The organism is Neorhizobium vignae (assembly GCF_000732195.1).
GTDB lineage: Bacteria > Pseudomonadota > Alphaproteobacteria > Rhizobiales > Rhizobiaceae > Neorhizobium > Neorhizobium vignae.
In genome coordinates, this window is sequence record NZ_JNNU01000004.1 from 70016 (window position 1) to 91177 (window position 21162).

The window sequence follows — 21162 nt, forward strand, 5'->3', positions numbered from 1 at the left end:
CGGGCGCGCATCAGGAAAATATCAACCCGAGGATGCCGCCGACGATCAAGAGGCAGCCGAACACTTCCATGCGGTTCACCCGTTCATGGAAAAGGAAATAGGATGCCATGAAGGTGAAGACGAGCTCGATCTGCCCAAGCGCGCGAACATAGGCCACCTGCTGCAGGGTCATGGCGGTGAACCAGCCGGCCGAGCCGACGACGCCTGCCAGGCCCACCAAAGAGGACGAACGCCAGGAGAGAATGACCTTGACGATCTCGCGCTTGTCCTTCCAGAACATCCAGACCAGCATGAAGGCGGTCTGGAAAGTCGTGACGCAGGCGAGCGTTACTGCGGCCTCCATGACCGGTCCGGGACCATCGAGTGACAGTGAAGCGCTGCGATAGGAAACGGCCGAAATACCGAAGACTGCACCTGAGGCGATGCCGATCATGGCGGTGCGGCTGGTCATGGCGACCAGCATGTTGCGCCAGGAAAGCGGCATGCGCGCCATCGAGATCGTCATCACGCCGATCACGCCGACGATGATCGCGGCAACCGAGCCCGGCGTCAGCTTTTCGCCGAGCAGGATGAAGCCGAATATGGCGGCCTGCACCGGCTCGGTCTTGGAATAGGCCGTCCCGACCGCAAAGTTTCTGAGCGAAAAGAGATGCACCAGCATCATGGTCGCGAATATCTGCGCCAGGCCGCCGATCACCGCCCAAAGAGCGAAGGTCCAGTTCAATGCCGGGAACGGATAACCGGCGATATGGTGAAGGCACAAGACATAGAGGATCGCGATCGGAAAACCGTAGCCGAAGCGCACGAAGCTTGCACCGCGCGTGCCAAGCGAACCCTGCAGATGCTTCTGAAGGGCAGAGCGCAAATTCTGCAGAAAGGCAGCGGCGATGGTGATGGGGATCCAGAGTTCCATATGCTGGCGGTATCACGCGTTCCGGCAGATCGCCAAGGTCGGCCCTGGCCGAAAGCGTTCGTCTTTTTCGTTTTCTTTGCCGCCGAGCCGGTGCATAAAGCGGCCATGGAAAAAAAGCCGCAGACCTCGCCCGATCCCGCCGATTTCGCCCATGTCCGCGACTGGGTGTTCGATCTCGACAACACGCTTTATCCGCATCACATCAATCTGTTCGCGCAGATCGACAAGAACATGACGGCCTATGTGCAGGAACTGCTGCAGCTTGAGCCGGCGGAAGCGAAAGCCCTGCAGAAACGCTATTACCACGAGCACGGCACGACGCTGCAGGGCCTGATGCTGAACCACGGCATCGATCCGGACGGGTTTCTCGAACAGGCCCATGCGATCGACTATTCGGCGCTATTGCCGCATCCGGAACTCGGCGAAGCGATCAAGGCGCTGCCCGGCCGCAAGTTCATCTTCACCAATGGCAGCGTGCCGCATGCGGAAGCCGCCGCCCGGGCGCTCGGCATCCTGGATAATTTCGACGACATATTCGACATCGTCGCCGCAGACTACGTGCCGAAGCCGGCGGGCGCGACTTACGACAAGTTCGCGAGCCTGCACCGGATCGATACGCGAAAAGCCGCGATGTTCGAGGACCTGCCGCGCAATCTGCAGGTGCCGAAGGCGCTCGGCATGCGCACCATCCTCCTCGTGCCGCGCAACCTCGACGCGGTGCTGATGGAACGCTGGGAAAAGCTCAGCGACGAAGACGACCACATCGACTACGTGACCGACGATCTGGCCGGCTTCCTCAACGGCCTCAATCTCGATTAAGGTTTTATCGGCATTACGAAAAGTTCATCCACATTACGGATGTTTAAGTGGTTTTGACGGGTTGCCCCTCCTATCTTCAGGCTATCGAAACAACCTGAAGGACCACCACAATGACCGCGAAGAAGATCGTTCTGGCGACCCTTGGAGCAGCGCTGATCGCCGGCGCAGCCGTTCCTGCCTTCGCAGCCCCGGGGCGGGATGGTCCCGGCCGCCATGGTGGTCCCGGCCGCGCCATGATGCAGGACGTGATGTTCGTCCGCCTGCTGAAGAACGCCGATGCCGACAAGGACGGCAAGGTCTCCAAGGACGAGATGACCGCCTTCCAGGACAAGCTCTTCACCGCAATCGACGCCAACAAGGATGGTTCCCTGACGCGCGGCGAGATGCTCGACTATCGCCAGGCGAAGATGGAAGAGTTCCGCAAGAACCACCAGCCGGAAGTCGCCAATACCGACGACAAGAAGGATGACCAATCCGACCGCGATATGGCCGACCGACGTGACGACCATCGCCGCGACCGCGATCATTCCGCATGGAACCATGATGGTCAGGGCCGCCACGGCGGGCGCCGCGAAGATGCCGGCTGGGAACGCCCGCACGGCCGCCAGATGATGGGCCATGGCATGTTCCGCATGGTCGATGAAGACAAGGACGGCAAGATCACCAAGACGGAAGCCGCCGCTGCATCCGACAAGCTGTTCGCCCGCATGGATACCAACAAGGATGGAACCATTTCCATCGACGACCTGCCGGACCGCCCCCTCTAGTTCTCCGCCCCCTTGGAACTAGCTCCGACAGTCGTCCAAAGGACCCGCCCCTTCCCCAAGGGGCGGGTTCTTTTATTTTTGGAGACCAATATTTAGGAAGGTCTGTGCTCGACCGCGGTTACCCGGTCGGCAACCTCTTCCACCTTATCCTCTATACGGACAAGGGACTGTTCGATCGTTGACTGCATATGGGACAAAGCCCCGCCAAGTTCGATTTTGATCGAAAGCTCCAGATCGTCCCTAATCTCCGCCTGGCGCCGTTCAAGGCGCTTCGAGAATTCATAGGTCTGGATCGTCAGCGTCCTGATTTCAGCAACTTCCTTACGAAGCGCACGAATCTCGTCATTCGTCCGCTGCCCAAGCTTGGCCAGAAAATTCAGATCTACGACTTCATCGGTCATCGCAACAACCCTCTACCGACAATCTAATCGCGAACTTCTCGACTTTCAATCAAGCCTTCAATGCTCGTAGAAATCTGAGATGATCTTCCACGCCTCCTCGGCCGTCTCTACAAAACTGATGAGGTTGAGATCGTCCGGGGCGATGGTGCCGAATTCCGCGAGTGCGCCAAAATTGATGATGCCGCGCCAGAAGGCTTCGCTGAACAGGATCAGCGGTATGCGTTCCATGCGCTTGGTCTGGATGAGGGTCAGCGCCTCGAACATTTCGTCCAGCGTGCCGAACCCGCCGGGAAAGACAACGACTGCCTTCGCCCGCATCATGAAATGCATCTTGCGGATGGCGAAGTAGTGGAAGTTGAAGCTGAGCTCCGGCGTTACGAAGCGGTTGGGAGCCTGCTCGTGGGGCAGCATGATGTTCAGCCCGATGCTCGGGGCACCGGCTTCCGCCGCACCGCGGTTGCCAGCCTCCATCACGCCCGGGCCACCGCCGGTCACCACCACGTATTCCTGATGGTTGTAGCCGGCAGAATGCTCGCCGCAGAGGGCGGCGAACTTGCGCGCCTCGTCGTAATAAACCGAAGCCGCTTCGAGGTTCTGGCGCTGGGTGTCGTTGCGGGCGGCCCAGGCGCTCTGGCCGGGCGCCGGGATGCGGGCACCGCCGAACAGCACGACGGTCGATTTGATACCCCGCTCGGCGAGCGCCATTTCCGTCTTCATCAACTCAAGTTGGAGACGGACGGGACGAAGCTCTTCGCGGCTGAGGAATTCGTCATCTGCATAGGCGAGGCGATAGGAATGCGATTCCGTCTGCGGCGTCTTTGGCAGGACGGCGGCGGCATTCTTGTCCGCCTTGTTGTCCTTCAGCGGATCCCAGACTCCGTCCTTGCCTCGCGGGCCATCCTTCTTCGCCTTTGCCATTCGCATGATCCTTCCGGCGTCAAATGCATTGACGCCAATTCACATTGACGCTTGAGTGGCGGTCGCTTAGATCAAATGACACCAAATGGCCACCTCTCCCACCATCACGATACCGAGTGACGTTTAAGGATTTCCCATGAGCAGCCCCGACTTCTCTTCCCTCGAAAAGACTATCGAGACCGCCTTCGACAACCGCGACAGCGTCACGGTTTCGACCAAGGGGGAAATCCGCGATGCGGTCGAGGAAGCGCTCAACCTGCTGGACGACGGCAAGGCGCGGGTCGCGAGCCGCAGCGAAGACGGGACCTGGACGGTGCATCAATGGCTGAAGAAGGCCGTGCTCCTGTCCTTCCGTCTCAACGACATGGAAGTGGTGAAGAACGGCCCCGGCGCCTCCACCTGGTGGGACAAGGTGCCTTCCAAGTTCGAGAACTGGGGCGAAAACCAGTTCCGCGCCGCCGGCTTCCGCGCCGTGCCGAACGCGGTGGTACGCCGCTCGGCCCATATCGGCAAGAACGTCGTCCTGATGCCCTCCTTCGTCAACCTCGGCGCCTATGTCGACGAAGGCACGATGGTCGACACCTGGGCGACGGTCGGCTCCTGCGCCCAGATCGGCAAACATGTGCACCTCTCCGGCGGCGTCGGCATCGGCGGCGTGCTGGAGCCGATGCAGGCCGGCCCGACCATCATCGAGGACAATTGCTTCATCGGCGCCCGTTCGGAAGTCGTCGAGGGCTGCATCGTCCGCCAGGGTTCCGTGCTCGGCATGGGCGTGTTCATCGGCAAATCGACCAAGATCGTCGACCGCGCTACAGGCGAGATCAGCTATGGCGAAGTACCGCCCTACTCGGTGGTCGTCGCCGGCACTCTGCCGGGCAAGCCGTTCCCGAACGGCGAGCCGGGCCCCGGCCTCTACTGCGCCGTGATCGTCAAGCGCGTCGATGAAAAGACCCGTTCCAAGACCGGCATCAACGAACTGCTGCGCGACTGATCCCATCCAATGTCCAGTGCCGATCCCATCGCCAATCTCCAGACGCTCATTCGCTGCCCTTCGGTGACACCCGCCGAGGGCGGCGCGCTTGCGGCGCTGGAGGCAATGTTGCTTCCGCTCGGTTTCAAGGTCGAGCGCATGGTGGCGACGGAGCCCGGCATGCCGGACATTGAGAACCTCTATGCCCGGCTCGGCACCGACGCGCCGCATCTGATGTTCGCCGGCCATACGGACGTGGTGCCGCCGGGGGATGAAACCTCATGGAGCCGGCCGCCGTTTGCCGGCGAGATCGTCGGCAATGAGTTGTTCGGCCGCGGCGCGGTGGACATGAAGGGCGGGATCGCCTGTTTCGTCGCCGCCGTCGCCCGCCACATCGAGCAACACGGCGCGCCGAAAGGTTCTATTTCGTTTCTGATCACAGGCGACGAGGAAGGCCCAGCCGTCAACGGGACCGAGAAGCTGCTGAAGTGGGCCGCTGAACGGGGCGAGGCCTGGGATGCCTGCCTGGTTGGCGAGCCGACCAATCCCGATGTGCTCGGCGACATGATCAAGATCGGCCGGCGCGGTTCGGTCTCCGGCAAGGTTACCGTCTTCGGCGTCCAGGGCCACGCGGCCTACCCGCATCTCGCCGACAATCCAGTGCGCGGCCTCCTGCCGCTCGCCTCAGCGCTGATGAACCCACCCTTCGACGACGGCACGGCGGAATTCCCGGCCTCAAACTTGGAAGTGACGTCCGTCGATGTCGGCAATCCGGCAACCAACGTCATTCCGGCAAAAGCTACCTTCGCCTTCAACATCCGTTTCAACGACACCTGGACGGCCAACACCGTCAAGGTAGAGATCGTCCGACGGCTGGATGCGGCGGCGATCGACAGCCCGCTTCGCCCGGATCGGGAGCCGGCGCGTTACGAGATCACCTGGGCGGAACGCCCGAGCCACGTTTTCCTCACCCGCAACAACGCCCTGATCGCGTCGCTTTCCGGCGCCGTCGAAAGCGTGACCGGCAAGGTGCCGAAGCTTTCGACCACCGGCGGCACGTCGGATGCCCGGTTCATCAAGGATTATTGCCCCGTCGTCGAATTCGGCCTGGTCGGCCAGACCATGCACATGATCGACGAGCGCGTGGCCCTTGCCGATCTGGAGACGCTTACCCAAATCTATGGGACATTCATCTCCCGCTGGTTCGATAATGCCCTCCTATCATGAAGTCAGGCTCTACCTCGGCGGCCTCTGGCTGCTGATCCGCGGTGATGCCCGCGGTTTGCGGCCGTTCGACATTTCGGACGAGGGCGTGTTGCGTTCGTTCTGGGCAGTCGCCTGGTGCGCGCCGGCACTCGTTGTCGGCTGGATCTTCCAGCGGATGGAATACCTTCGCCATTTCCCTCAACGAGAGGACTATTCCTTCATCTTTTTCCTGAAGATGCTGGTTCTCGAAGCTGCCCAATGGATCGTGCCGGCCGTGGCGCTCATCGCCCTCGGCTTCATTCTGCGCTTCATGCCGCTGGTGCGGATCCTGATCGTGTTGCGCAACTGGTTTACCGTTCCGCTCGCCTATGCGACCTATGTCATTCTGGCGCCTGCCGCCTTCCTTTCCGACCAGCATGGCGCCTTTACCAGCCTTGCCGGCTATGGCGTGATCGCGCTGGCAGCAACCCTTCTGATCGCCGCCCTTTTTCTCATGTGGTGCATTCTGAGAACGGTGATGGGGGGCCCGGCGATGATCCGGGTTGCGACCCTCGGGCTCGTGGTTGTGGCAGAAGTTATTGTCGCGCGCGAACTGGAGAATATCATGGGGGTTTCGTTATCCTGATGCGTGATTTCGCCGTTTTGCGGGGAGGCAACCTTGCCCTCCTATCCTGAAGTCCGACTTTATCTGAGCGGTCTCTGGCTGCTGATCCGCGGCGATGCACAAGGTTTTCGCCTGCTCGACATTTCCGATCGCGGCATGATGCGCTCGTTCTGGGCGTTCGTCTGGTGCCTGCCGGGAGCGTTCATCTCGTGGCTTTGGTGGCGCGACTATCTGCTCGAAGGCATGCCGCCCGGCGCCCGGATCGGCGGGATCTTCTTCGTTCGCATGGCGATGCTGGAAATCTTCAACTGGCTGGTGCCGCTGATCCTTGCCGGCGTGCTCTGCTCGCTTCTCGGCATTGCCCGAAAGTTTCCGGCGGTCGTCGTCAGCGTCAACTGGCTCTCGGTTCCGTTCGCCTATCTCTACGGCCTGCTGAGCCTGCGCTTCCTGTTGCCACCCAGCCTCGACACCATCCTGGCGCTTGTCCATTTCGCCCTGCTGATCGTCATGATCGTCGCTGTATCGCGGGTAATGCGGATGATCTGCGGGCCGCAGCCGCTGATGATCACCACGCTGGTGCTGGTGCTGATCGTGCCGAGCATGCTGCTGACCGAAGCTCTGCAGCGTTTCCTCGGCATTTACCCGCTCTGACGAAGCCGGCGCTTCAGGGCTCTACGGGGTCGCCTGGATAATCGACGCGCATGAAATAAAGTCCCTCCGGCGGCGCCACCGGCCCGCAGGCTTTGCGGTCCCGGGCGTCCAGGGCTGCGCGGACATCCGCCGGCGTCATGCGGCCCTCACCGGCCAGTTTCAACGTGCCTGCAAGCGAACGAATCTGATTGTGCAGGAAACTCTGTGCCGTCGCGCGGATTTCGATCAGATCGCCGCTGCGCGTGACATCCAGCATGTCCAGCGTGCGGACGGGGCTTTTCGCCTGGCAATGAACCGAACGAAAGGTCGTGAAATCGTGCTTTCCGACCAGCGTCTGGGCGGCAGCATGCATGACTTCATGATCCAGATCCTTCGTGACCCACCAGGCGCGCTTCGCATCCAGCGCCAGCGGGCCGGCCCGTGAAATGATGCGGTAGAGATAGTATCGCCGGACAGCAGAAAAGCGGGCGTCGAACGTGTCCTCGACGACCTGCACGCTCACGATGGCGACCTTCTCCCTGGCCATGCCCAGATAGGCGTTCAGCGCGTCGCGCAGCCGGTGTGGCTGCCACGACCGCGTGAGATCGACATGCACCACCTGCCCGCGCGCATGAACGCCGGAATCGGTGCGGCCAGCGCCCTTGACCACGACGCTCTCCTTGGTCAACGACAGGATGGCATTTTCAAGCGCCGACTGTACCGAGTGGCCATTCTTCTGCTTCTGCCAGCCGACATAGGACGTGCCGTCATATTCGACGGTCATGCGGAATCGCGGCATCAGGAGAGCCTCGTGCCAGGCCCAAGCGGCGTGCCGCGCAGGAACTCTGGAGCCGCCAGAGGCTTCGCCCCGGCCTTCTGCAATTTGAGGAGCCGCACCGCACCCGCGCCGCAGGCAATGGTCAGTGCGTCGTCCAGAACCGTTCCGGGCTCGCCCCGTCCTTCGCCCACTTCCGACAGAAGAACCTTCACACGCTCCGGCCTGCCGTTGATTTCCGCCTCGAACCATGCGCCCGGGAAAGGCGACAGACCGCGGATGTGGTTATGCACATCATCTGCGGGTTTTGAAAAATCGATGCGCGTCTCGCCCTTGTCGATCTTGGCGGCATAAAGCACGCCTTCCGGCGATTGCGGCGTCAGCGGCAGGTCATTGGCTTCGAGTTTTTCCATCGCCTCGACCATGGCACGGGCACCGACCAGCATCAGCTTGTCGTGCAGTTCGCCCGCCGTCATGTCCTCGCCGATCTCCACTTCTTTCGTCAGCGCAACGGGGCCGGTATCGAGGCCCTTTTCCATCTGCATGACCATCATGCCGGTCTTCTTGTCCCCTGCCATGATCGCCCTCTGGATCGGCGCGGCACCGCGCCAGCGCGGCAGGAGCGAAGCGTGGCCGTTGTAGCAGCCGAGCTGCGCGCCCGTCAGGATCGCTTCCGGCAGCAGCAGGCCGTAGGCGACGACGACGGCAACATCCGCCCTCAGCGCGCGGAATTTTTCGCGCTCCTCGGGATCCTTGAAATTCACCGGCGTCAAAACGGGAATGCCCAGCAGTTCGGCGGCTTGATGCACCGGCGACTTCACCAGATCGAGCCCGCGGCGGCCACCCGGGCGCGGCGGCTGGGTATAGACCGCGACGATCTCGTGGCCCGCGTGCTTGAGGCTCTGCAGCGTCGGCACGGAAAATTCCGGGGTTCCCATGAAGATGATGCGAAGAGACATGGACGTTCCGCGTCTCAAGAGACCGCGCCTTCTTAACTCAGATCGCCTGAGCGACGGTTCAGACCGCCTTGGACTTGGCAGCCTTGGTGAATTTCTTGATCACCATCTCGCGCTTCAGGCGGGAAATATGGTCGATGAAAAGCACGCCATTCAGGTGATCGATCTCGTGCTGCAGGCAGGTGGCGAGCAGGCCATCGGCCTCTACCACATATTCCTTGCCGTCGCGGCCGAGATGCTTGACGCTGACGGTCGCCGGGCGTTCCACCTCGGCATAATATTCCGGAATGGAAAGGCAGCCCTCTTCATAGACGGAGCTCTCGTCGGAGGATTTGACGATCTCCGGATTGATGAAGACCTGCGGCTGCTTTTCCTCACCTTCACGGGCGATGTCAACGACGAGCAGACGGCGCGGCACGCCGATCTGGATCGCAGCAAGGCCGATGCCCGGCGCGTCATACATGGTCTCCAGCATGTCGTCGGCGAGCGTCAGAAGCTCGGCGTCAACACGCTCTATCGGCTTGGAAACCTGACGCAGGATCGGGTCAGGCAGAATAATCAGAGGCTTGATCGTCATGGCTTCCCATAACCCATCTTTTTTTCCGAAGGAATAGAAATTACGGCCGGAGCAAGCGAAATGTTCACGTTTTGATCTTTTCAAGCGGCAAAATTCTGTTAGTTTCCCGCCATGAATAATCTCGTTGCCAGCCTTTCCCGTTTCTTCGACGATCCGCGCTCTGTCGTGTTGGCGGTAATATGTGGAGCGGCATTGCTGCTGTTATGGCTGTTTCTGGTCCGCCGGGCATCGCTTCGGCGTCAGGAAGATGCGACGTTGCGGGCGATGGAAGGCGAGGCCCGGCTTTCCGAACTTCTGAGAGCGCAAAGCGAGATGCAGGGACGGCTGTCGGCAATGGCGGAGACGCTTTCGACGCGGCAGTCGGAACTGAACCAATCGGTCAGCCAGCGGCTGGACGGCATGACGCACCGGATCGGCGCGACGATCACCGAACAGACCAAGTCGACGCACGAGAACCTGCAGCGGCTGCAGGAACGGCTGGCGGTGATCGACGCAGCCCAGAACAATATCCAGACGCTGGCAAAGGACGTCGTCGGCCTGCAGGCGATCCTGTCGAACAAGCAGACGCGCGGCGCCTTCGGCCAGGGCCGAATGGAAGCGATCATTGCCGACGGATTGCCGATGGGCGCCTACGGCTTTCAGACCACGCTTTCGAACGGGACCCGGCCCGACTGCACGATCAGAATGCCGAACGGCGCTCCGCCTTTGGTGATCGATGCCAAATTCCCGCTCGAAGCCTGGAACGCATTTCGCGAGGCTGCGGCACCCGAAGCCAGACGGGCCGCCGCCCAGGCCTTCAAGCGCGACCTCGAGGTTCACATCCGCGATGTCTCGGAAAAGTACCTGATCCCGGGCGAAACGCAGGAAATGGCTTTCCTTTTCGTGCCGTCGGAATCGATCTTCGCGGAGATCCACGAGCATTTCGAAAGCGCCGTCCAGAAAGCGCAACGTTCCCGAATCGTCATTGTCTCGCCCTCTCTCCTGATGCTGTCCATCCAGGTCATCCAGGCCGTGCTGAAGGACCAGCGCATGCGCGAGCAGGCACATCTCATCCAGGGCGAAGTGGCCCTGCTGATCGAGGATCTTTCGCGTCTCGACGACCGCACCCGCAAACTTCAGGCGCATTTCTTCGCGGCGCAGAAAGATGTCGAACAGATCCTCACCTCCACCGACAAGCTCAACCGCCGCGGCGCCAAGATAGAGGCTCTCGAGCTGGAGGCGCCCCAGGCAGCCGAGATGGCTCACGATCGGCCCCAGGCCAAGGCGGTCGAAAGCCGTACCGGCCTGCTCAAGCTGCGGGTGGTTGACGAGGAGTGATCCTCTCGGGCAGTGTCGCGCGACTTTAATTTACGCAAGCAGGGCCCGCCATGATCACCGTCCTCGGCTCCATCAACATGGATCTCATCGCCACGACCGAGCGCCTGCCCCAGCCGGGCGAGACGGTTGCAGGATCGAGCTTTGCGACCGCCGCCGGCGGCAAGGGCGCCAATCAGGCGCTCGCCGCACGCCGTGCCGGAAGCGCCGTGCATATGGTGGGAGCCGTGGGGGAAGATGGTTTTGCTGCGCCGGCGCTGGCACTTCTCGATGACGCCAAGGTCGATCTCTCCGCGGTCGCCCGCGTAACCGATCCGACCGGCACGGCGTTGATCCTGGTGGGCGGCACGGGCGAAAACATGATCGCGGTGGTGGCCGGCGCCAACGGTACAGTGAGCGCGGCGCAGGCCGAGGCGGCGGTCGACGCCATGAAGATCGGCGATATCCTGATGCTGCAGCTCGAAATCCCGGCCGAGGCGGTAGAGACGGCGCTCAACGCGGCGCGTGCCAAAGGCGTGCTGACGGTGATCAACACGGCGCCGCTGACCGGCGATGCGGCCCGGCTTGCCCGGCTCGGGGATATTGTCGTCGCCAATGAAACGGAATTCGAACTGCTGGCCGGAAGCCCGATCCCGGACGCTGCCGCGCGCCGGGAGATGTTGAAAAAACTGCACGCGGAAACCGGCCAGACATTCGTCGTTACGCTCGGCGGCGACGGCGTGGTCGCGATCCGCGACGGAGAGATCGTGACGGCCGAGGGATTGAAGATCGAACCGGTCGACACGGTCGGCGCCGGCGACACGTTTTGCGGTTACCTGGCCGCAAGCCTCGAACAGGGGCTCGATTTTGCAAAAGCGCTCCGCCGCGCCGCGGTGGCCGGTTCGCTCGCCTGCCTCAGCCGCGGCGCCCAGCCGTCCATCCCACCTGCCGAGGCCGTCGACGCCAGGGTCTAAGCTGCTCCGATCGAGCATTCCCCGCGGCTTCGCTGCGCCGCGGGATAACGTACCTACAATTTTAGCTGATATAATTCGCTTAAGATCAGGTCGCCCCGATGGTGGAAGAGACCACCGCCGCGAGCACGGAAGCGGAAACGCTGAAGTCTCTGGTCCCCCCGGCCCGGTTCCGCGTTTCGGCGCCTGCGGCAGGCCTTCAGAGCCGGGCGACCCGCTCCGTCAGCAATTCAAAAAAGCCGTCGGCATCGACATGACGCATCACCTTGGCATTCGGCTTGCGGCCGGAGACGTGCCACCAGTCAACCACCGTCATGCCGACCGTCAGATCCGACTGTGTTTCGATCTCGACATTGCAGTCGCGGCCCGAAAAGAGTGCGGGCTTGATAAGGTAGGCAATGACAGTCGGATCATGCAGCGGTCCGCCATCGGAGCCGTATTTTTCGATGTCGAAGCGCTCGAAGAAGGCGAGCCACGCGACCAGAACCTTTGCGGGATGCGTCCCGAGCGCGGCGATTTTCTCGACTCGGGCTTTGGTCGTCAGCAATTGGTGGGTGACGTCGAGCGGCATCATGACGATCGGCATGCCCGAGGCGAACACGGTCTTTGCCGCTTGGGGATCGACATAGATGTTGAATTCGGCAGCGGGCGTGATGTTGCCGCCCTCGAAAAAGCCGCCACCCATCATCACCAGTTCCTTCGCGCGCCCCGCGATGTCCGGCGCTTTCTCAAGAGCAAGCGCGATATTGGTGAGCGGTCCGAGCGTGCAGAGCGTTACCGTTCCGGCAGGCTCGGTACGCAACGTGTCGATGATGAAGTCGACCGCATGGATATCTTTCACGGGCATTGTCGGTTCGGGCAGTTCGATACCGTCGAGGCCGGTCCTGCCGTGCACGTGCTCGGCGGTCACCTGTGGGCGCATGGTTGGTTTCAGCGCGCCCTCGTAAACCGGTGCATCCGGCCTGCCGCAGAGTTCGGAGACGATCCGGAGGTTGCGGCTGGTGTAGGAAAGCGGCACGTTTCCCGCGACCGCGCAGAGACCAAGCACTTCGATCTCGTCGGGACTCGCAAAGGCAAGCATGATCGCCGCGGCATCGTCCTGACCCGGGTCGGTATCGATGATAATCTTCCTGCGCTGCATGAATGCTCCCTTTTTCCGGGGGTAGTGGTCCACAACCCGACATTCTGTCAAGTGCCGGATGATCGGCATCGGGCAGCCTTGGCCATCGGCCCGGCGCTCATCCTTGCGGTCGCGGTCATAACCTCCCATATAACGGACGAGTTGGCGGGCCGCCCGGCGGGCGTCAACGTGGTCGCTTGTTGCAAGGACTGTACGATGAGCCGAATGACGCCGTTTGCGAGCCCCCTGCTACTGGGCTTCGACGCCATGGAAAAGACACTCGAACGCCTTGCGAAGGCGAACGACGGTTACCCCCCCTATAATATCGAACGCCTCCGCGCCGATGATTCCGGTGCGCCTGAACGGCTGCGAATCACGCTAGCCGTCGCCGGCTTTTCCGAAGCCGAACTCGAGGTGACGACGGAAGAAAACCACCTCGTCATCCGTGGACGCCAGACGGAGCAGGGTGAGCGCGACTATCTTTACCGCGGCATAGCCGCCCGCCAGTTCCAGCGTATGTTCGTGCTGGCCGACGGAATGCAGGTCTCCGGGGCTTCGCTCAAGAACGGCTTGCTCTCTGTCGACCTTATCCGCCCCGAGCCCGCACGCATGGTGCGAAAAATTAACATTTCCGTCTCAGAGTAGGTCAATGGCGCTAATGCCGTTGCCCCTCAATGCTGGAGGCTGGAATGCTCCTGAAAGAAGCGAATACGCGTTTGACGCAGTCCGAACTTGCTCATCTGGGCGCTGGAGAGGTCGGATATATTCGCAAGATGCGGTCGGATGAAGTGTCCCGCTGTTTCCCTGAAGCCCCGGATATCGACCCCAGTCTCGATCTATGGGCCCTGTTCGGCGCAGATGGCACGCCGATTCTTCTGACCGACAATCGCTCCAGCACCTTCTTCAAGGCAGCTGAAGACGACCTGAAGACCGTCAGCCTGCACTGACCATTCAGGCTTTCCTGAACGTCAGATAGGCGGAGGAACGACCTTCTCGGCGGGCCTTGTTCTCGTATCGCGTACCCGGCCAGCCGGCGAAGGGCGTCAGCCAGTCGGAAGATTGCTCGGCCTGCCATTGAAAACCGCCATGGTCGCGGCAATGGATCAGCGTCCAGTTGACATAGGTGTCGATGTCGGATGCGAACAGGAAAAGACCGCCCGGCTTCAGCACGCGGTGGAATCGGTCGAGATTGACCGCAGATACAAACCGCCTTTTCCAATGTTTCCGCTTAGGCCATGGGTCCGGATAGAGCAGGTCGATGCGATCGAGCGAGGCATCCGGCAGCCAGTCCAGCACCTGCGTGGCGTCGTCGTCATAGACCCGGATATTCTTCAGCCCCAGTTCGTCGACGCGCGACAAAAGCTTCGCCATGGAATTGACGAAAGGCTCGACGCCGATGAACCCGGTTTTCAAATTCTCCTGCGCGCGGTGGACCAGGTGCTCGCCGCCGCCGAAGCCGATCTCCAGCCGCAACTCCTCCACCGGAATGGGAAATATCTCTGAAAGCACGGCGGGCGCTGGCGCCGCAAGATCGAGCTTCAGCGCAGGCAGCAATGTCGCAATCCCCTCCGCCTGGCGTTCGCGGAGCTGCTTGCCCTTGCGGCGCCCGAAGAAGGCTTCGGTGCTGCGGCTCGGGTGCTGCGGTTCGGTCATGGGCTGGTCTCTCACGATAAAAGCGGGCGTCTCCGTCAGGAGGCACCCGCTTTACAGTTTTATGGAGCTATCCGTAAAGGCCGATCACGCAGCCTTGAGGGTCTCTTCCTTCAGCGCATCCTTCAGCGGCTTTGCCAGATCGGTCTTCTCCCAGGAGAACGAACCGTCGCGGCCGGCCTTGCGGCCGAAGTGGCCGTAAGCGGACGTCTTGGCATAGATCGGCTTGTTGAGGTCGAGATGGCGGCGGATGCCGGTCGGCGACAGGTCCATGACCTTGCGGATGGCGGCTTCCACCTGGTCTTCCGTCACGCCCTTGCCCGTGCCGTGCAGGTCGACATAGATCGACAGCGGCTGGGCGATACCAATGGCGTAGGAAATCTGGATCGTGCAGCGGTCGGCGATGCCGGCCGCGACGACGTTCTTCGCCAGATAACGGGCAGCGTAAGCGGCCGAACGGTCGACCTTGGTCGTATCCTTGCCGGAAAATGCACCGCCACCGTGCGGAGCCGCGCCACCGTAGGTGTCGACGATGATCTTGCGGCCGGTAAGGCCCGCGTCACCATCCGGGCCGCCGATGACGAACTTGCCGGTCGGATTGATGTACCACTTGCAATCCTTGGCGATCGGCAGGTCGCCGAGCGCTTCGCGGATGTAGGGTTCGACGACCTGGCGGACCTTCTTGGAGTCCCAGGTCTCGTCGAGATGCTGGGTGGAAAGAACAATCGAATCGACAGCGGCCGGCTTGCCGTTTTCGTAACGCACGGTCACCTGGCTCTTGGCGTCCGGTCCAAGCTTGCCGGCATCGCCCTCGCCCTTTTTGCGGGCGATCGCGAGCAGCTGCAGGATCTTGTGGGAATAATAGATCGGCGCCGGCATGAGGTCCGGCGTTTCCTTGCAGGCGTAACCGAACATGATGCCCTGGTCGCCGGCACCTTCGTCGCCCTGCTTGTCGGCAGCGCTGTCGACACCCTGTGCGATATCAGCGGACTGGGAATGCAGCAGCACGTCGATCTTGGCGGTCTTCCAATGGAAGCCTTCCTGCTCGTAACCGATGTCGCGGATCGCCTTGCGGGCGGCGGACTTGAACTTCGAGGGATTGATGACGTCCTTGCCGTCCTTGTCCTTCTTCATCAGGCTCGGCGGCAGGCGGACTTCGCCGGCAATGACGACACGGTTCGTGGTCGCCAGCGTTTCGCAGGCAATGCGCACGGTCCAGGGATCGACGCCGGTCTTGGCCGCCTCGCGGTACACAAGATCTACAATTTCATCGGAGATACGATCACAAACCTTGTCCGGATGGCCCTCGGCAACGGACTCGCTGGTGAACAGATAACTTGCGCGCATTACGGGATTCCCCTCAAAGAAACGAACGCACCTGTGTTAGTGATTTCCATCGACAAACACAAGCGTACAACGACATAAATATATCTTTATGTGTACAAGTTAGACATTCCCGCAACACCCCAAGGCTTCGGAACGGGCAACAAAAAAGCGGCCCGGAGGCCGCTTCTGCATTGATATCAATGAGCCTTATTCGACCTCGGCATCTGCTGCCAGTGCCTTTACGAGATCCACCACACGCCGACGGACTTTCGGATCCGAAATCTTCACGAAGGCCCGGTTCAGTTGCAGACCTTCGGAGGAGGAGAGGAAATCGACCACGTAGTTGGAGCTTGAGGCTTCCGCCATGCCGCCCTGACCGCCTTGATCGCCCGGCGCATCTTCGAAGAAGAAGGAGACCGGCACGTTGAGAATGCTGGAGATGTTCTGCAGACGGCTCGCCCCGACGCGGTTCGTGCCTTTTTCGTATTTCTGAATCTGCTGGAATGTAATGCCAAGGCTTTCACCGAGCTTTTCCTGGCTCATTCCGAGCATGGTCCGGCGAAGGCGAATTCGGCTCCCGACGTGAATATCGATCGGGTTCGGCTTCTTTTTGTTTTCAATCATAACGATGTCCTGACGACGTTTGTTGATCAATCCTCACAACCCGGTCTGCGTGTGGAGATACACTTCGCGCGGCTGGTCACAACAGGCTCAACGTTTGAAGCATATGGCGAGACGAAAGGCTGAGACCACTATGCAATTTTAGGGGTTTTTGGTCAATTCGTCCTAAAATTAAAACCAGCGCGCGAGATGACTGCAATCAACAACATCAGTCCAAGAACCAACCAGAAGTGATGTTCCCGAGCATTCACTTCCCAATGCGGGATTGAAATACCGCCCAAGGTTGCGTCCATCACGCCTTTTTGATTATAGTCCAAACCCCGGATCAGCCTTCCGAAGGGGTCGACAACCGCCGAAACGCCGGTATTTGCCCCGCGAATCAGCGGCAGGCCGGTTTCGACTGCGCGGATTCGAGCCTGCTGGAAGTGCTGATATGGACCCGGCGTCGCTCCGAACCAGCCGTCATTGGTAACATTCAGAAGCGCGCTCGCCCGCTCTACGTCCGGCCCAATCTCGTCCGGGAAGATCGCCTCGTAACAGATTAGTGGGTAGAAGGTCCTGCCGCCCGGCAAGGTCAGCATGGCCCGTACCGGCGCCGCACTGAAACCGCCCGGCATGGCGATGGCATCGGGGATGCCGAGATTGCGCAGGAGATCCTCGTAGGGGACATATTCGCCGAACGGGACGAGATGCACCTTGTCCGATGCCGAAACGATCTGGCCTTCGCTGTCGATCACGTAGATGGAATTGTAAAAACGCGGCGCGAAGCCCGCGCCGGCATCTTCCGAGCGCACCGCGCCGGTAATGAGGACCTGACCATCCTGCAACACCTCGGCGATGCGGGTCAGCGCATCCGGGTTCTGGGTCAGAATGAATGGCACCGATGTTTCGGGCCAGACGATGATGTCCGGCCGCTTGCCGCCGTTCTCGGGTGGCAAAGCCGACAACGCCAGATGTTCTTCAAAGATTGCCGCGCGTTCGGCGTCGTCCAATTTTCGCGCCTGGTCGATGACCGGTTGAACGATGCGGACGACCGGCTGGTTGTCGGCGGCTGGAGCCGGCCCGGCGTCGGCGATGTGCAGACGATAGGCGCCATAACCCAGATGGGCGGCAAACAGCAGGACGGCGAGCGCTAATCCGGTCCGCATGCCCTTCTTGGTGCCGATCAGAGCGGGTGCTGAAAACACGAATACGGCAAGAACCGTCACGCCGAAAATGCCAAGCACGGCTGCGGATTGCATCATCAGCGGCATGGGCATAGCGCCATAACCGACGGCATTCCAAGGGAAGCCGGTCGCTACGAAGCCGCGAAGCCATTCGGCAAGACCGAAGCCGAGGGCAAGCGAGGCCATCCGCCCGAAACCATCCGACCAGAAGATGCGGGCGATCGCCGTCGCAAGACCGTAAAAGAGGGCGAGATAGGCAGGCAGGCCAAGAACCGCGAGCGGCAGCGCCCAGGCAAATTCGTCCGCTTCCACCAGAAGCGCGTTGCCGAGCCACCAGAGGCCGGCGACGAAATAGCCGAATCCGAAGACCCAGCCGATCCAGAAGGCCGACCGAAACCGCGCGAATCGTCCCCCGTCAGGATTGCCGGTGGAACCGTCCATCAGCCAGACGAGCAGCGTGAAGGAGATGAACAGCGCCGCAAAGAAACCGAAGGGCGGGAGCGCGAGCGCTCCGACCGCTCCTGCAAGAAAAGCGACGACGACGCGCGGGAAGCCCCAGAGAAGCATGATCCTGCCCGCCAGCCGCTCCATCTATGTTCCCTTCCGCCCCCGAATCAGCGGCTGCAGTCTTTCAAAAAATGGCGGGCTTGTCGTGAGGTCAAAGCGGCGCGGACACTTCAGGGATCACTCAGGCCTGATGGTTGCGTCCGTCCGCGTCCTGAGCGGATGGCGCCGGCAGCAGCGCAGTCGGCGTCTGATCGGTGAGCAGCATCTCGCCCTCGCCTTTCTGCCGGCGGCGTGCGAGCGTGCGCCTGCGCAGGATCCGTACGCGCTTGATGCGGCGAGGATCGGCCTCCAGGATCTGGAATTCGAAGCCGGGCACCGCCTGCACCACCTCGCCGCGCACGGGAATGCGGCCAAGCGCGGAGAAGATCAGGCCGCCCAGCGTATCGACGTCTTCAAGGCGGTCGCGGATGTCGAAATCGGAACCGATCGCCTTGGCTATCTCTTCCAGTTCGATACGCGCATCGGCGACGAAGACATCTTCGCTGGTGCGGGAGAACATGACCTCTTCATTGTCATGTTCGTCCTCGACATCGCCGATTACCATTTCGACGATATCCTCATGGGTGACGAGGCCGTCTGTCCCGCCATATTCGTCGATGACGAGCGCCAGCTGGGTGCGCGCCGCCTGCATGCTCTGCATCAGGTCGGAAGCGAGCATCGACGGCGGCACGAACAGAATCTTGCGGATCAGCCCGGCTTCGGCAACCGTCTGCTCGAGATCGACGCGGCCGAGGTCGAAGGCAGGCCGCGGCGTACGCACGGTCTTTTCCGCCTTTTCCGGCTTGTCTGTTGCAAGCGGCATCGGCTGTGCGGGTGCCGCACGCGCACTCGTACGGCGTTTGTTGCGTGCCTGCTTGGCGAGATAGGAAAGGAGGTCGCGGATATGGACCATGCCGCGCGGGTCATCGAGCGTGTCGTTGTAGACCGGCATGCGCGAGCGGCCGGTTTCCTCGAAATGGATCATCAGCTCGCCGATGGTCATGGCCATGTCGACCGCCTCGATATCGGCACGGGGCACCATGATGTCCTCGACGCGCACCTCGCGGAAGCGGAGGATATTATGGAGCATCGCCCGCTCCTCGGGCGAAAAGGCATTGCTGATATTGGTGTCGGTCAGCAAGGCGTCGGCGAGATCTTCGCGGAGTCTCTCGCCCTGAGACGGCCTGAGCAGCCGGACCGCGCGAGACCAGAAAGAGCTTTGGTGTTTTTGGGCTTCCGCGCGGGACGGACTACTGCCCTCTTCCGAGGAACTTGAGTCGGCGTCCTTGCCCTCGCGGGTCGGGTTTGTCGAAAAGTCGTTCATTGGTCCAGACTATACTATCGGGTCTTGCCCCGCATAGGGGTCAGATAGGCCAAGCACGGCCAAAATGCGAGTCTCCAACGCTTCCATTCTTTCCGCTTCGTCCGTTTGCATATGGTCGTAGCCGAATAGATGCAGGAAACCGTGGACGAGCAGATGGGTCAGATGATCCTCGAAACTCTTGTCGAGATCAACCGCTTCCCGCTCAACTGTCTCGCGAGCGATGACGATATCGCCGAGCATCGGCCCGGGCGTCTTGCCCGGTTCGAGCGGGAAGGCCGGGAAAGACAGGACGTTGGTCGGCTTGTCCTTGCCCCGCCATTCGGCGTTGATTTCCTTGATCGCCGCATCGTCGGTAAAGACCAACGACAATTCCGGAGCGATTTTCGGGAACGGCTGTTTTTCCTGGCCCGCCAGGAATTCGGCCGCGGCGCCAAGCGTTTTTTCGCTCAGCGCCAAAAGGGCCGGCTCTTCGGGCCAGCCCTCGTCTTCAATGCTGATCTGTATGTCGAGTTGGGGCATAAGGTTTGGAGCCGACCGTTACCGGTCGACTTCCTCGCTTTCCTCGTGAACGGCATATTGCGCGTCATAGGCCCGGACGATGCGGCCGACCAGCGGATGGCGGACCACGTCGGTATCCTTGAATCGGATCACCGAAATGCCCTCGACGCCCTTCAGGATCTGTAGCGCCTCCACCAGGCCGGATTTCACGCCGCGCGGAAGATCGACCTGGCTCGGGTCGCCGGTGATGATCATCCGGGCATTTTCGCCAAGACGCGTCAGGAACATCTTCATCTGCATCGACGTGGTGTTCTGCGCCTCGTCGAGGATGACCGCGGCATTTGCGAGCGTGCGACCGCGCATGAAGGCAAGCGGCGCGATTTCGATGACGCCGGCGGTGATCGCCCGTTCCACCTTGTCGCCCGGCATCATGTCGTAGAGAGCGTCATAGAGCGGCCGCAGATAGGGATCGACCTTGTCCTTCATGTCGCCGGGCAGAAAGCCCAGGCGCTCGCCGGCTTCGACGGCCGGACGCGACAGGATGATGCGATCGACAGCCCCGCGCTCCAGAAGCTGGGCGGCATGAGCGACGGCGAGATAGGTCTTGCCGGTACCGGCCGGTCCGACGCCAAACACGAGCTCCGACCGTTCCAGCGACCGCATATAGGCGTCCTGGGTCGGGGTGCGTGCGACGACCGTCTTCTTCTTGGTGGAAATCTGGCTCATGGAGAGCTTGGCTTTTTTCTCCAGCGTCGGCAGCTGCAGCTGGTCGTCTGCCGCCTGCGCCATGCGGATCGCGCCGTCGACGTCGGAGGTGTCGACCGAACCGCCCTTCTGGATGCGCTCATAAAGGAAATCCAGCGCCCGGCGCGCCTGGTTGGTGGCGATCAGATCGCCGGAGATGGCAACCGAATTGCCGCGTGCCCTGGCGTCGATATGAAGCCGTTCTTCGAGAAGTTTGAGATTCTGGTCGAACTGACCGAAAAGCTCGCTGGCGAACCTATTGTTCTCGAACGTCAGGACAAAGTGATTGGCGTCGGTAGCGGCGGTGCGGGGGTGGCGCGCGGATGAAGAAACCAATTCATGTCCGTTCAAGTAGGCAAGCTCCTCG

General features: G+C 61.3%; 24 protein-coding genes. 10 read left to right on the forward strand and 14 right to left on the reverse strand.

The window, feature by feature from the left end; genetic code table 11:
* Positions 1-10: 10 nt before the first annotated feature.
* Positions 11-913, reverse strand: a complete 903-nt coding sequence (locus tag GQ59_RS07195; RefSeq protein WP_037079366.1) for a DMT family transporter — start codon at positions 911-913, stop codon at positions 11-13.
* 105 nt (positions 914-1018) lie between these two features.
* Between GQ59_RS07195 and GQ59_RS07200 the strand changes: the two genes are divergently transcribed.
* Together GQ59_RS07200 and GQ59_RS07205 are read left to right on the forward strand one after the other, a co-directional pair.
* The gene (locus tag GQ59_RS07200; RefSeq protein WP_037080220.1) at positions 1019-1732 is read left to right on the forward strand and encodes a pyrimidine 5'-nucleotidase; all 714 of its coding nucleotides are present in this window, start codon (positions 1019-1021) and stop codon (positions 1730-1732) included.
* A 110-nt stretch (positions 1733-1842) separates the two neighbouring features.
* Complete coding sequence (locus GQ59_RS07205; RefSeq protein WP_037079369.1) at positions 1843-2499, forward strand: EF-hand domain-containing protein; 657 nt, start codon at positions 1843-1845, stop codon at positions 2497-2499.
* Between the two features lie 92 nt (positions 2500-2591).
* Here the strand turns inward: GQ59_RS07205 and GQ59_RS07210 are convergent, their stop codons facing one another.
* Entirely contained in the window at positions 2592-2900 is a 309-nt protein-coding gene (locus tag GQ59_RS07210; RefSeq protein WP_037079371.1) for a hypothetical protein, read from the reverse strand.
* 57 nt (positions 2901-2957) lie between these two features.
* Positions 2958-3818: an LOG family protein gene (locus GQ59_RS07215; protein ID WP_037079373.1), complete on the reverse strand. Its 861-nt coding sequence runs from the start codon at positions 3816-3818 to the stop codon at positions 2958-2960.
* Between the two features lie 136 nt (positions 3819-3954).
* Between GQ59_RS07215 and dapD the strand changes: the two genes are divergently transcribed.
* The 4 genes from dapD to GQ59_RS07235 are packed head-to-tail and all read left to right on the forward strand — an operon-like array spanning position 3955 to position 7249.
* A complete protein-coding gene (dapD, locus tag GQ59_RS07220; protein WP_037079376.1) occupies positions 3955-4809 on the forward strand; it encodes a 2,3,4,5-tetrahydropyridine-2,6-dicarboxylate N-succinyltransferase in 855 nt (284 codons plus the stop codon).
* A gap of 9 nt (positions 4810-4818) precedes the next feature.
* Positions 4819-6015 carry a succinyl-diaminopimelate desuccinylase gene (gene dapE, locus GQ59_RS07225; RefSeq protein ID WP_037079377.1) on the forward strand — a complete coding sequence of 399 codons (1197 nt, stop codon included), beginning with the start codon at positions 4819-4821 and terminating at the stop codon, positions 6013-6015.
* Complete coding sequence (locus GQ59_RS30530; protein WP_051903859.1) at positions 5999-6619, forward strand: hypothetical protein; 621 nt, start codon at positions 5999-6001, stop codon at positions 6617-6619. The genes dapE and GQ59_RS30530 overlap by 17 nt, the downstream gene beginning before the upstream one ends.
* A 33-nt stretch (positions 6620-6652) precedes the next feature.
* Positions 6653-7249 (forward strand): hypothetical protein, encoded by a 597-nt coding sequence (locus GQ59_RS07235; protein ID WP_037079380.1) that lies wholly within the window; start codon positions 6653-6655, stop codon positions 7247-7249.
* A 13-nt stretch (positions 7250-7262) separates the two neighbouring features.
* Here the strand turns inward: GQ59_RS07235 and truA are convergent, their stop codons facing one another.
* Genes truA through def form a run of 3 tightly spaced genes read right to left on the reverse strand, consistent with a single transcriptional unit; the run spans position 7263 to position 9536 of the window.
* Positions 7263-8027 (reverse strand): tRNA pseudouridine(38-40) synthase TruA, encoded by a 765-nt coding sequence (truA, locus tag GQ59_RS07240; protein WP_037079383.1) that lies wholly within the window; start codon positions 8025-8027, stop codon positions 7263-7265.
* Positions 8027-8962, reverse strand: a complete 936-nt coding sequence (gene fmt, locus GQ59_RS07245; RefSeq protein ID WP_037079386.1) for a methionyl-tRNA formyltransferase — start codon at positions 8960-8962, stop codon at positions 8027-8029. The genes truA and fmt overlap by 1 nt, the downstream gene beginning before the upstream one ends.
* Before the next feature lie 58 nt (positions 8963-9020).
* Positions 9021-9536 carry a peptide deformylase gene (gene def, locus GQ59_RS07250; RefSeq protein ID WP_037079387.1) on the reverse strand — a complete coding sequence of 172 codons (516 nt, stop codon included), beginning with the start codon at positions 9534-9536 and terminating at the stop codon, positions 9021-9023.
* A 111-nt stretch (positions 9537-9647) separates the two neighbouring features.
* Between def and GQ59_RS07255 the strand changes: the two genes are divergently transcribed.
* Together GQ59_RS07255 and GQ59_RS07260 are read left to right on the forward strand one after the other, a co-directional pair.
* Complete coding sequence (locus GQ59_RS07255; protein WP_037079390.1) at positions 9648-10853, forward strand: DNA recombination protein RmuC; 1206 nt, start codon at positions 9648-9650, stop codon at positions 10851-10853.
* Between the two features lie 50 nt (positions 10854-10903).
* Positions 10904-11803, forward strand: a complete 900-nt coding sequence (locus GQ59_RS07260; RefSeq protein WP_037079393.1) for a ribokinase — start codon at positions 10904-10906, stop codon at positions 11801-11803.
* Positions 11804-11999: 196 nt separating this feature from the next.
* On the opposite strand, the gene GQ59_RS07265 is transcribed toward GQ59_RS07260, so the two are convergent.
* Complete coding sequence (locus GQ59_RS07265; protein ID WP_037079395.1) at positions 12000-12941, reverse strand: nucleoside hydrolase; 942 nt, start codon at positions 12939-12941, stop codon at positions 12000-12002.
* A gap of 195 nt (positions 12942-13136) precedes the next feature.
* On the opposite strand from GQ59_RS07265, the gene GQ59_RS07270 reads away from it, so the two are divergent.
* Both GQ59_RS07270 and GQ59_RS07275 read left to right on the forward strand, forming a co-directional pair.
* Positions 13137-13565, forward strand: a complete 429-nt coding sequence (locus tag GQ59_RS07270) for an Hsp20 family protein (RefSeq protein ID WP_037080224.1) — start codon at positions 13137-13139, stop codon at positions 13563-13565.
* A gap of 44 nt (positions 13566-13609) precedes the next feature.
* Entirely contained in the window at positions 13610-13867 is a 258-nt protein-coding gene (locus tag GQ59_RS07275; RefSeq protein ID WP_037079396.1) for a BQ00720 family protein, read from the forward strand.
* 4 nt (positions 13868-13871) lie between these two features.
* Here the strand turns inward: GQ59_RS07275 and trmB are convergent, their stop codons facing one another.
* From trmB to GQ59_RS07310, 7 genes are all read right to left on the reverse strand, one after another.
* Positions 13872-14573, reverse strand: a complete 702-nt coding sequence (trmB, locus tag GQ59_RS07280) for a tRNA (guanosine(46)-N7)-methyltransferase TrmB (RefSeq protein ID WP_037079398.1) — start codon at positions 14571-14573, stop codon at positions 13872-13874.
* A gap of 84 nt (positions 14574-14657) precedes the next feature.
* Positions 14658-15917, reverse strand: coding sequence for a methionine adenosyltransferase (gene metK, locus GQ59_RS07285; RefSeq protein ID WP_037079400.1), 1260 nt, complete (start codon positions 15915-15917; stop codon positions 14658-14660).
* Positions 15918-16103: 186 nt separating this feature from the next.
* A complete protein-coding gene (locus GQ59_RS07290) occupies positions 16104-16520 on the reverse strand; it encodes a helix-turn-helix domain-containing protein (RefSeq protein ID WP_037079404.1) in 417 nt (138 codons plus the stop codon).
* Positions 16521-16672: 152 nt separating this feature from the next.
* Complete coding sequence (gene lnt / locus GQ59_RS07295; RefSeq protein WP_037079407.1) at positions 16673-18274, reverse strand: apolipoprotein N-acyltransferase; 1602 nt, start codon at positions 18272-18274, stop codon at positions 16673-16675.
* Between the two features lie 97 nt (positions 18275-18371).
* On the reverse strand, positions 18372-19553 hold the full coding sequence (locus GQ59_RS07300; RefSeq protein ID WP_037079409.1) for a hemolysin family protein: 1182 nt from the start codon (positions 19551-19553) through the stop codon (positions 18372-18374).
* A 9-nt stretch (positions 19554-19562) separates the two neighbouring features.
* Complete coding sequence (gene ybeY, locus GQ59_RS07305) at positions 19563-20072, reverse strand: rRNA maturation RNase YbeY (RefSeq protein ID WP_037079411.1); 510 nt, start codon at positions 20070-20072, stop codon at positions 19563-19565.
* 18 nt (positions 20073-20090) lie between these two features.
* Entirely contained in the window at positions 20091-21146 is a 1056-nt protein-coding gene (locus GQ59_RS07310; RefSeq protein ID WP_037079413.1) for a PhoH family protein, read from the reverse strand.
* Positions 21147-21162: the final 16 nt, after the last annotated feature.

Excerpts from the sequence above, each read along its gene's own strand:
- GQ59_RS07195 (WP_037079366.1), bottom strand. The coding sequence starts at position 913 with ATGGAACTCTGGATCCCCATCACCATCGCCGCTGCCTTTCTGCAGAAT.
- GQ59_RS07200 (WP_037080220.1), top strand. The coding sequence starts at position 1,019 with ATGGAAAAAAAGCCGCAGACCTCGCCCGATCCCGCCGATTTCGCCCAT.
- GQ59_RS07205 (WP_037079369.1), top strand. The coding sequence starts at position 1,843 with ATGACCGCGAAGAAGATCGTTCTGGCGACCCTTGGAGCAGCGCTGATC.
- GQ59_RS07210 (WP_037079371.1), bottom strand. The coding sequence starts at position 2,900 with ATGACCGATGAAGTCGTAGATCTGAATTTTCTGGCCAAGCTTGGGCAG.
- GQ59_RS07215 (WP_037079373.1), bottom strand. The coding sequence starts at position 3,818 with ATGGCAAAGGCGAAGAAGGATGGCCCGCGAGGCAAGGACGGAGTCTGG.
- dapD (WP_037079376.1), top strand. The coding sequence starts at position 3,955 with ATGAGCAGCCCCGACTTCTCTTCCCTCGAAAAGACTATCGAGACCGCC.
- dapE (WP_037079377.1), top strand. The coding sequence starts at position 4,819 with ATGTCCAGTGCCGATCCCATCGCCAATCTCCAGACGCTCATTCGCTGC.
- GQ59_RS30530 (WP_051903859.1), top strand. The coding sequence starts at position 5,999 with ATGCCCTCCTATCATGAAGTCAGGCTCTACCTCGGCGGCCTCTGGCTG.
- truA (WP_037079383.1), bottom strand. The coding sequence starts at position 8,027 with ATGCCGCGATTCCGCATGACCGTCGAATATGACGGCACGTCCTATGTC.
- fmt (WP_037079386.1), bottom strand. The coding sequence starts at position 8,962 with ATGTCTCTTCGCATCATCTTCATGGGAACCCCGGAATTTTCCGTGCCG.
- def (WP_037079387.1), bottom strand. The coding sequence starts at position 9,536 with ATGACGATCAAGCCTCTGATTATTCTGCCTGACCCGATCCTGCGTCAG.
- GQ59_RS07255 (WP_037079390.1), top strand. The coding sequence starts at position 9,648 with ATGAATAATCTCGTTGCCAGCCTTTCCCGTTTCTTCGACGATCCGCGC.
- GQ59_RS07260 (WP_037079393.1), top strand. The coding sequence starts at position 10,904 with ATGATCACCGTCCTCGGCTCCATCAACATGGATCTCATCGCCACGACC.
- GQ59_RS07265 (WP_037079395.1), bottom strand. The coding sequence starts at position 12,941 with ATGCAGCGCAGGAAGATTATCATCGATACCGACCCGGGTCAGGACGAT.
- GQ59_RS07270 (WP_037080224.1), top strand. The coding sequence starts at position 13,137 with ATGAGCCGAATGACGCCGTTTGCGAGCCCCCTGCTACTGGGCTTCGAC.
- GQ59_RS07275 (WP_037079396.1), top strand. The coding sequence starts at position 13,610 with ATGCTCCTGAAAGAAGCGAATACGCGTTTGACGCAGTCCGAACTTGCT.
- trmB (WP_037079398.1), bottom strand. The coding sequence starts at position 14,573 with ATGACCGAACCGCAGCACCCGAGCCGCAGCACCGAAGCCTTCTTCGGG.
- metK (WP_037079400.1), bottom strand. The coding sequence starts at position 15,917 with ATGCGCGCAAGTTATCTGTTCACCAGCGAGTCCGTTGCCGAGGGCCAT.
- GQ59_RS07290 (WP_037079404.1), bottom strand. The coding sequence starts at position 16,520 with ATGATTGAAAACAAAAAGAAGCCGAACCCGATCGATATTCACGTCGGG.
- lnt (WP_037079407.1), bottom strand. The coding sequence starts at position 18,274 with ATGGAGCGGCTGGCGGGCAGGATCATGCTTCTCTGGGGCTTCCCGCGC.
- GQ59_RS07300 (WP_037079409.1), bottom strand. The coding sequence starts at position 19,553 with ATGAACGACTTTTCGACAAACCCGACCCGCGAGGGCAAGGACGCCGAC.
- ybeY (WP_037079411.1), bottom strand. The coding sequence starts at position 20,072 with ATGCCCCAACTCGACATACAGATCAGCATTGAAGACGAGGGCTGGCCC.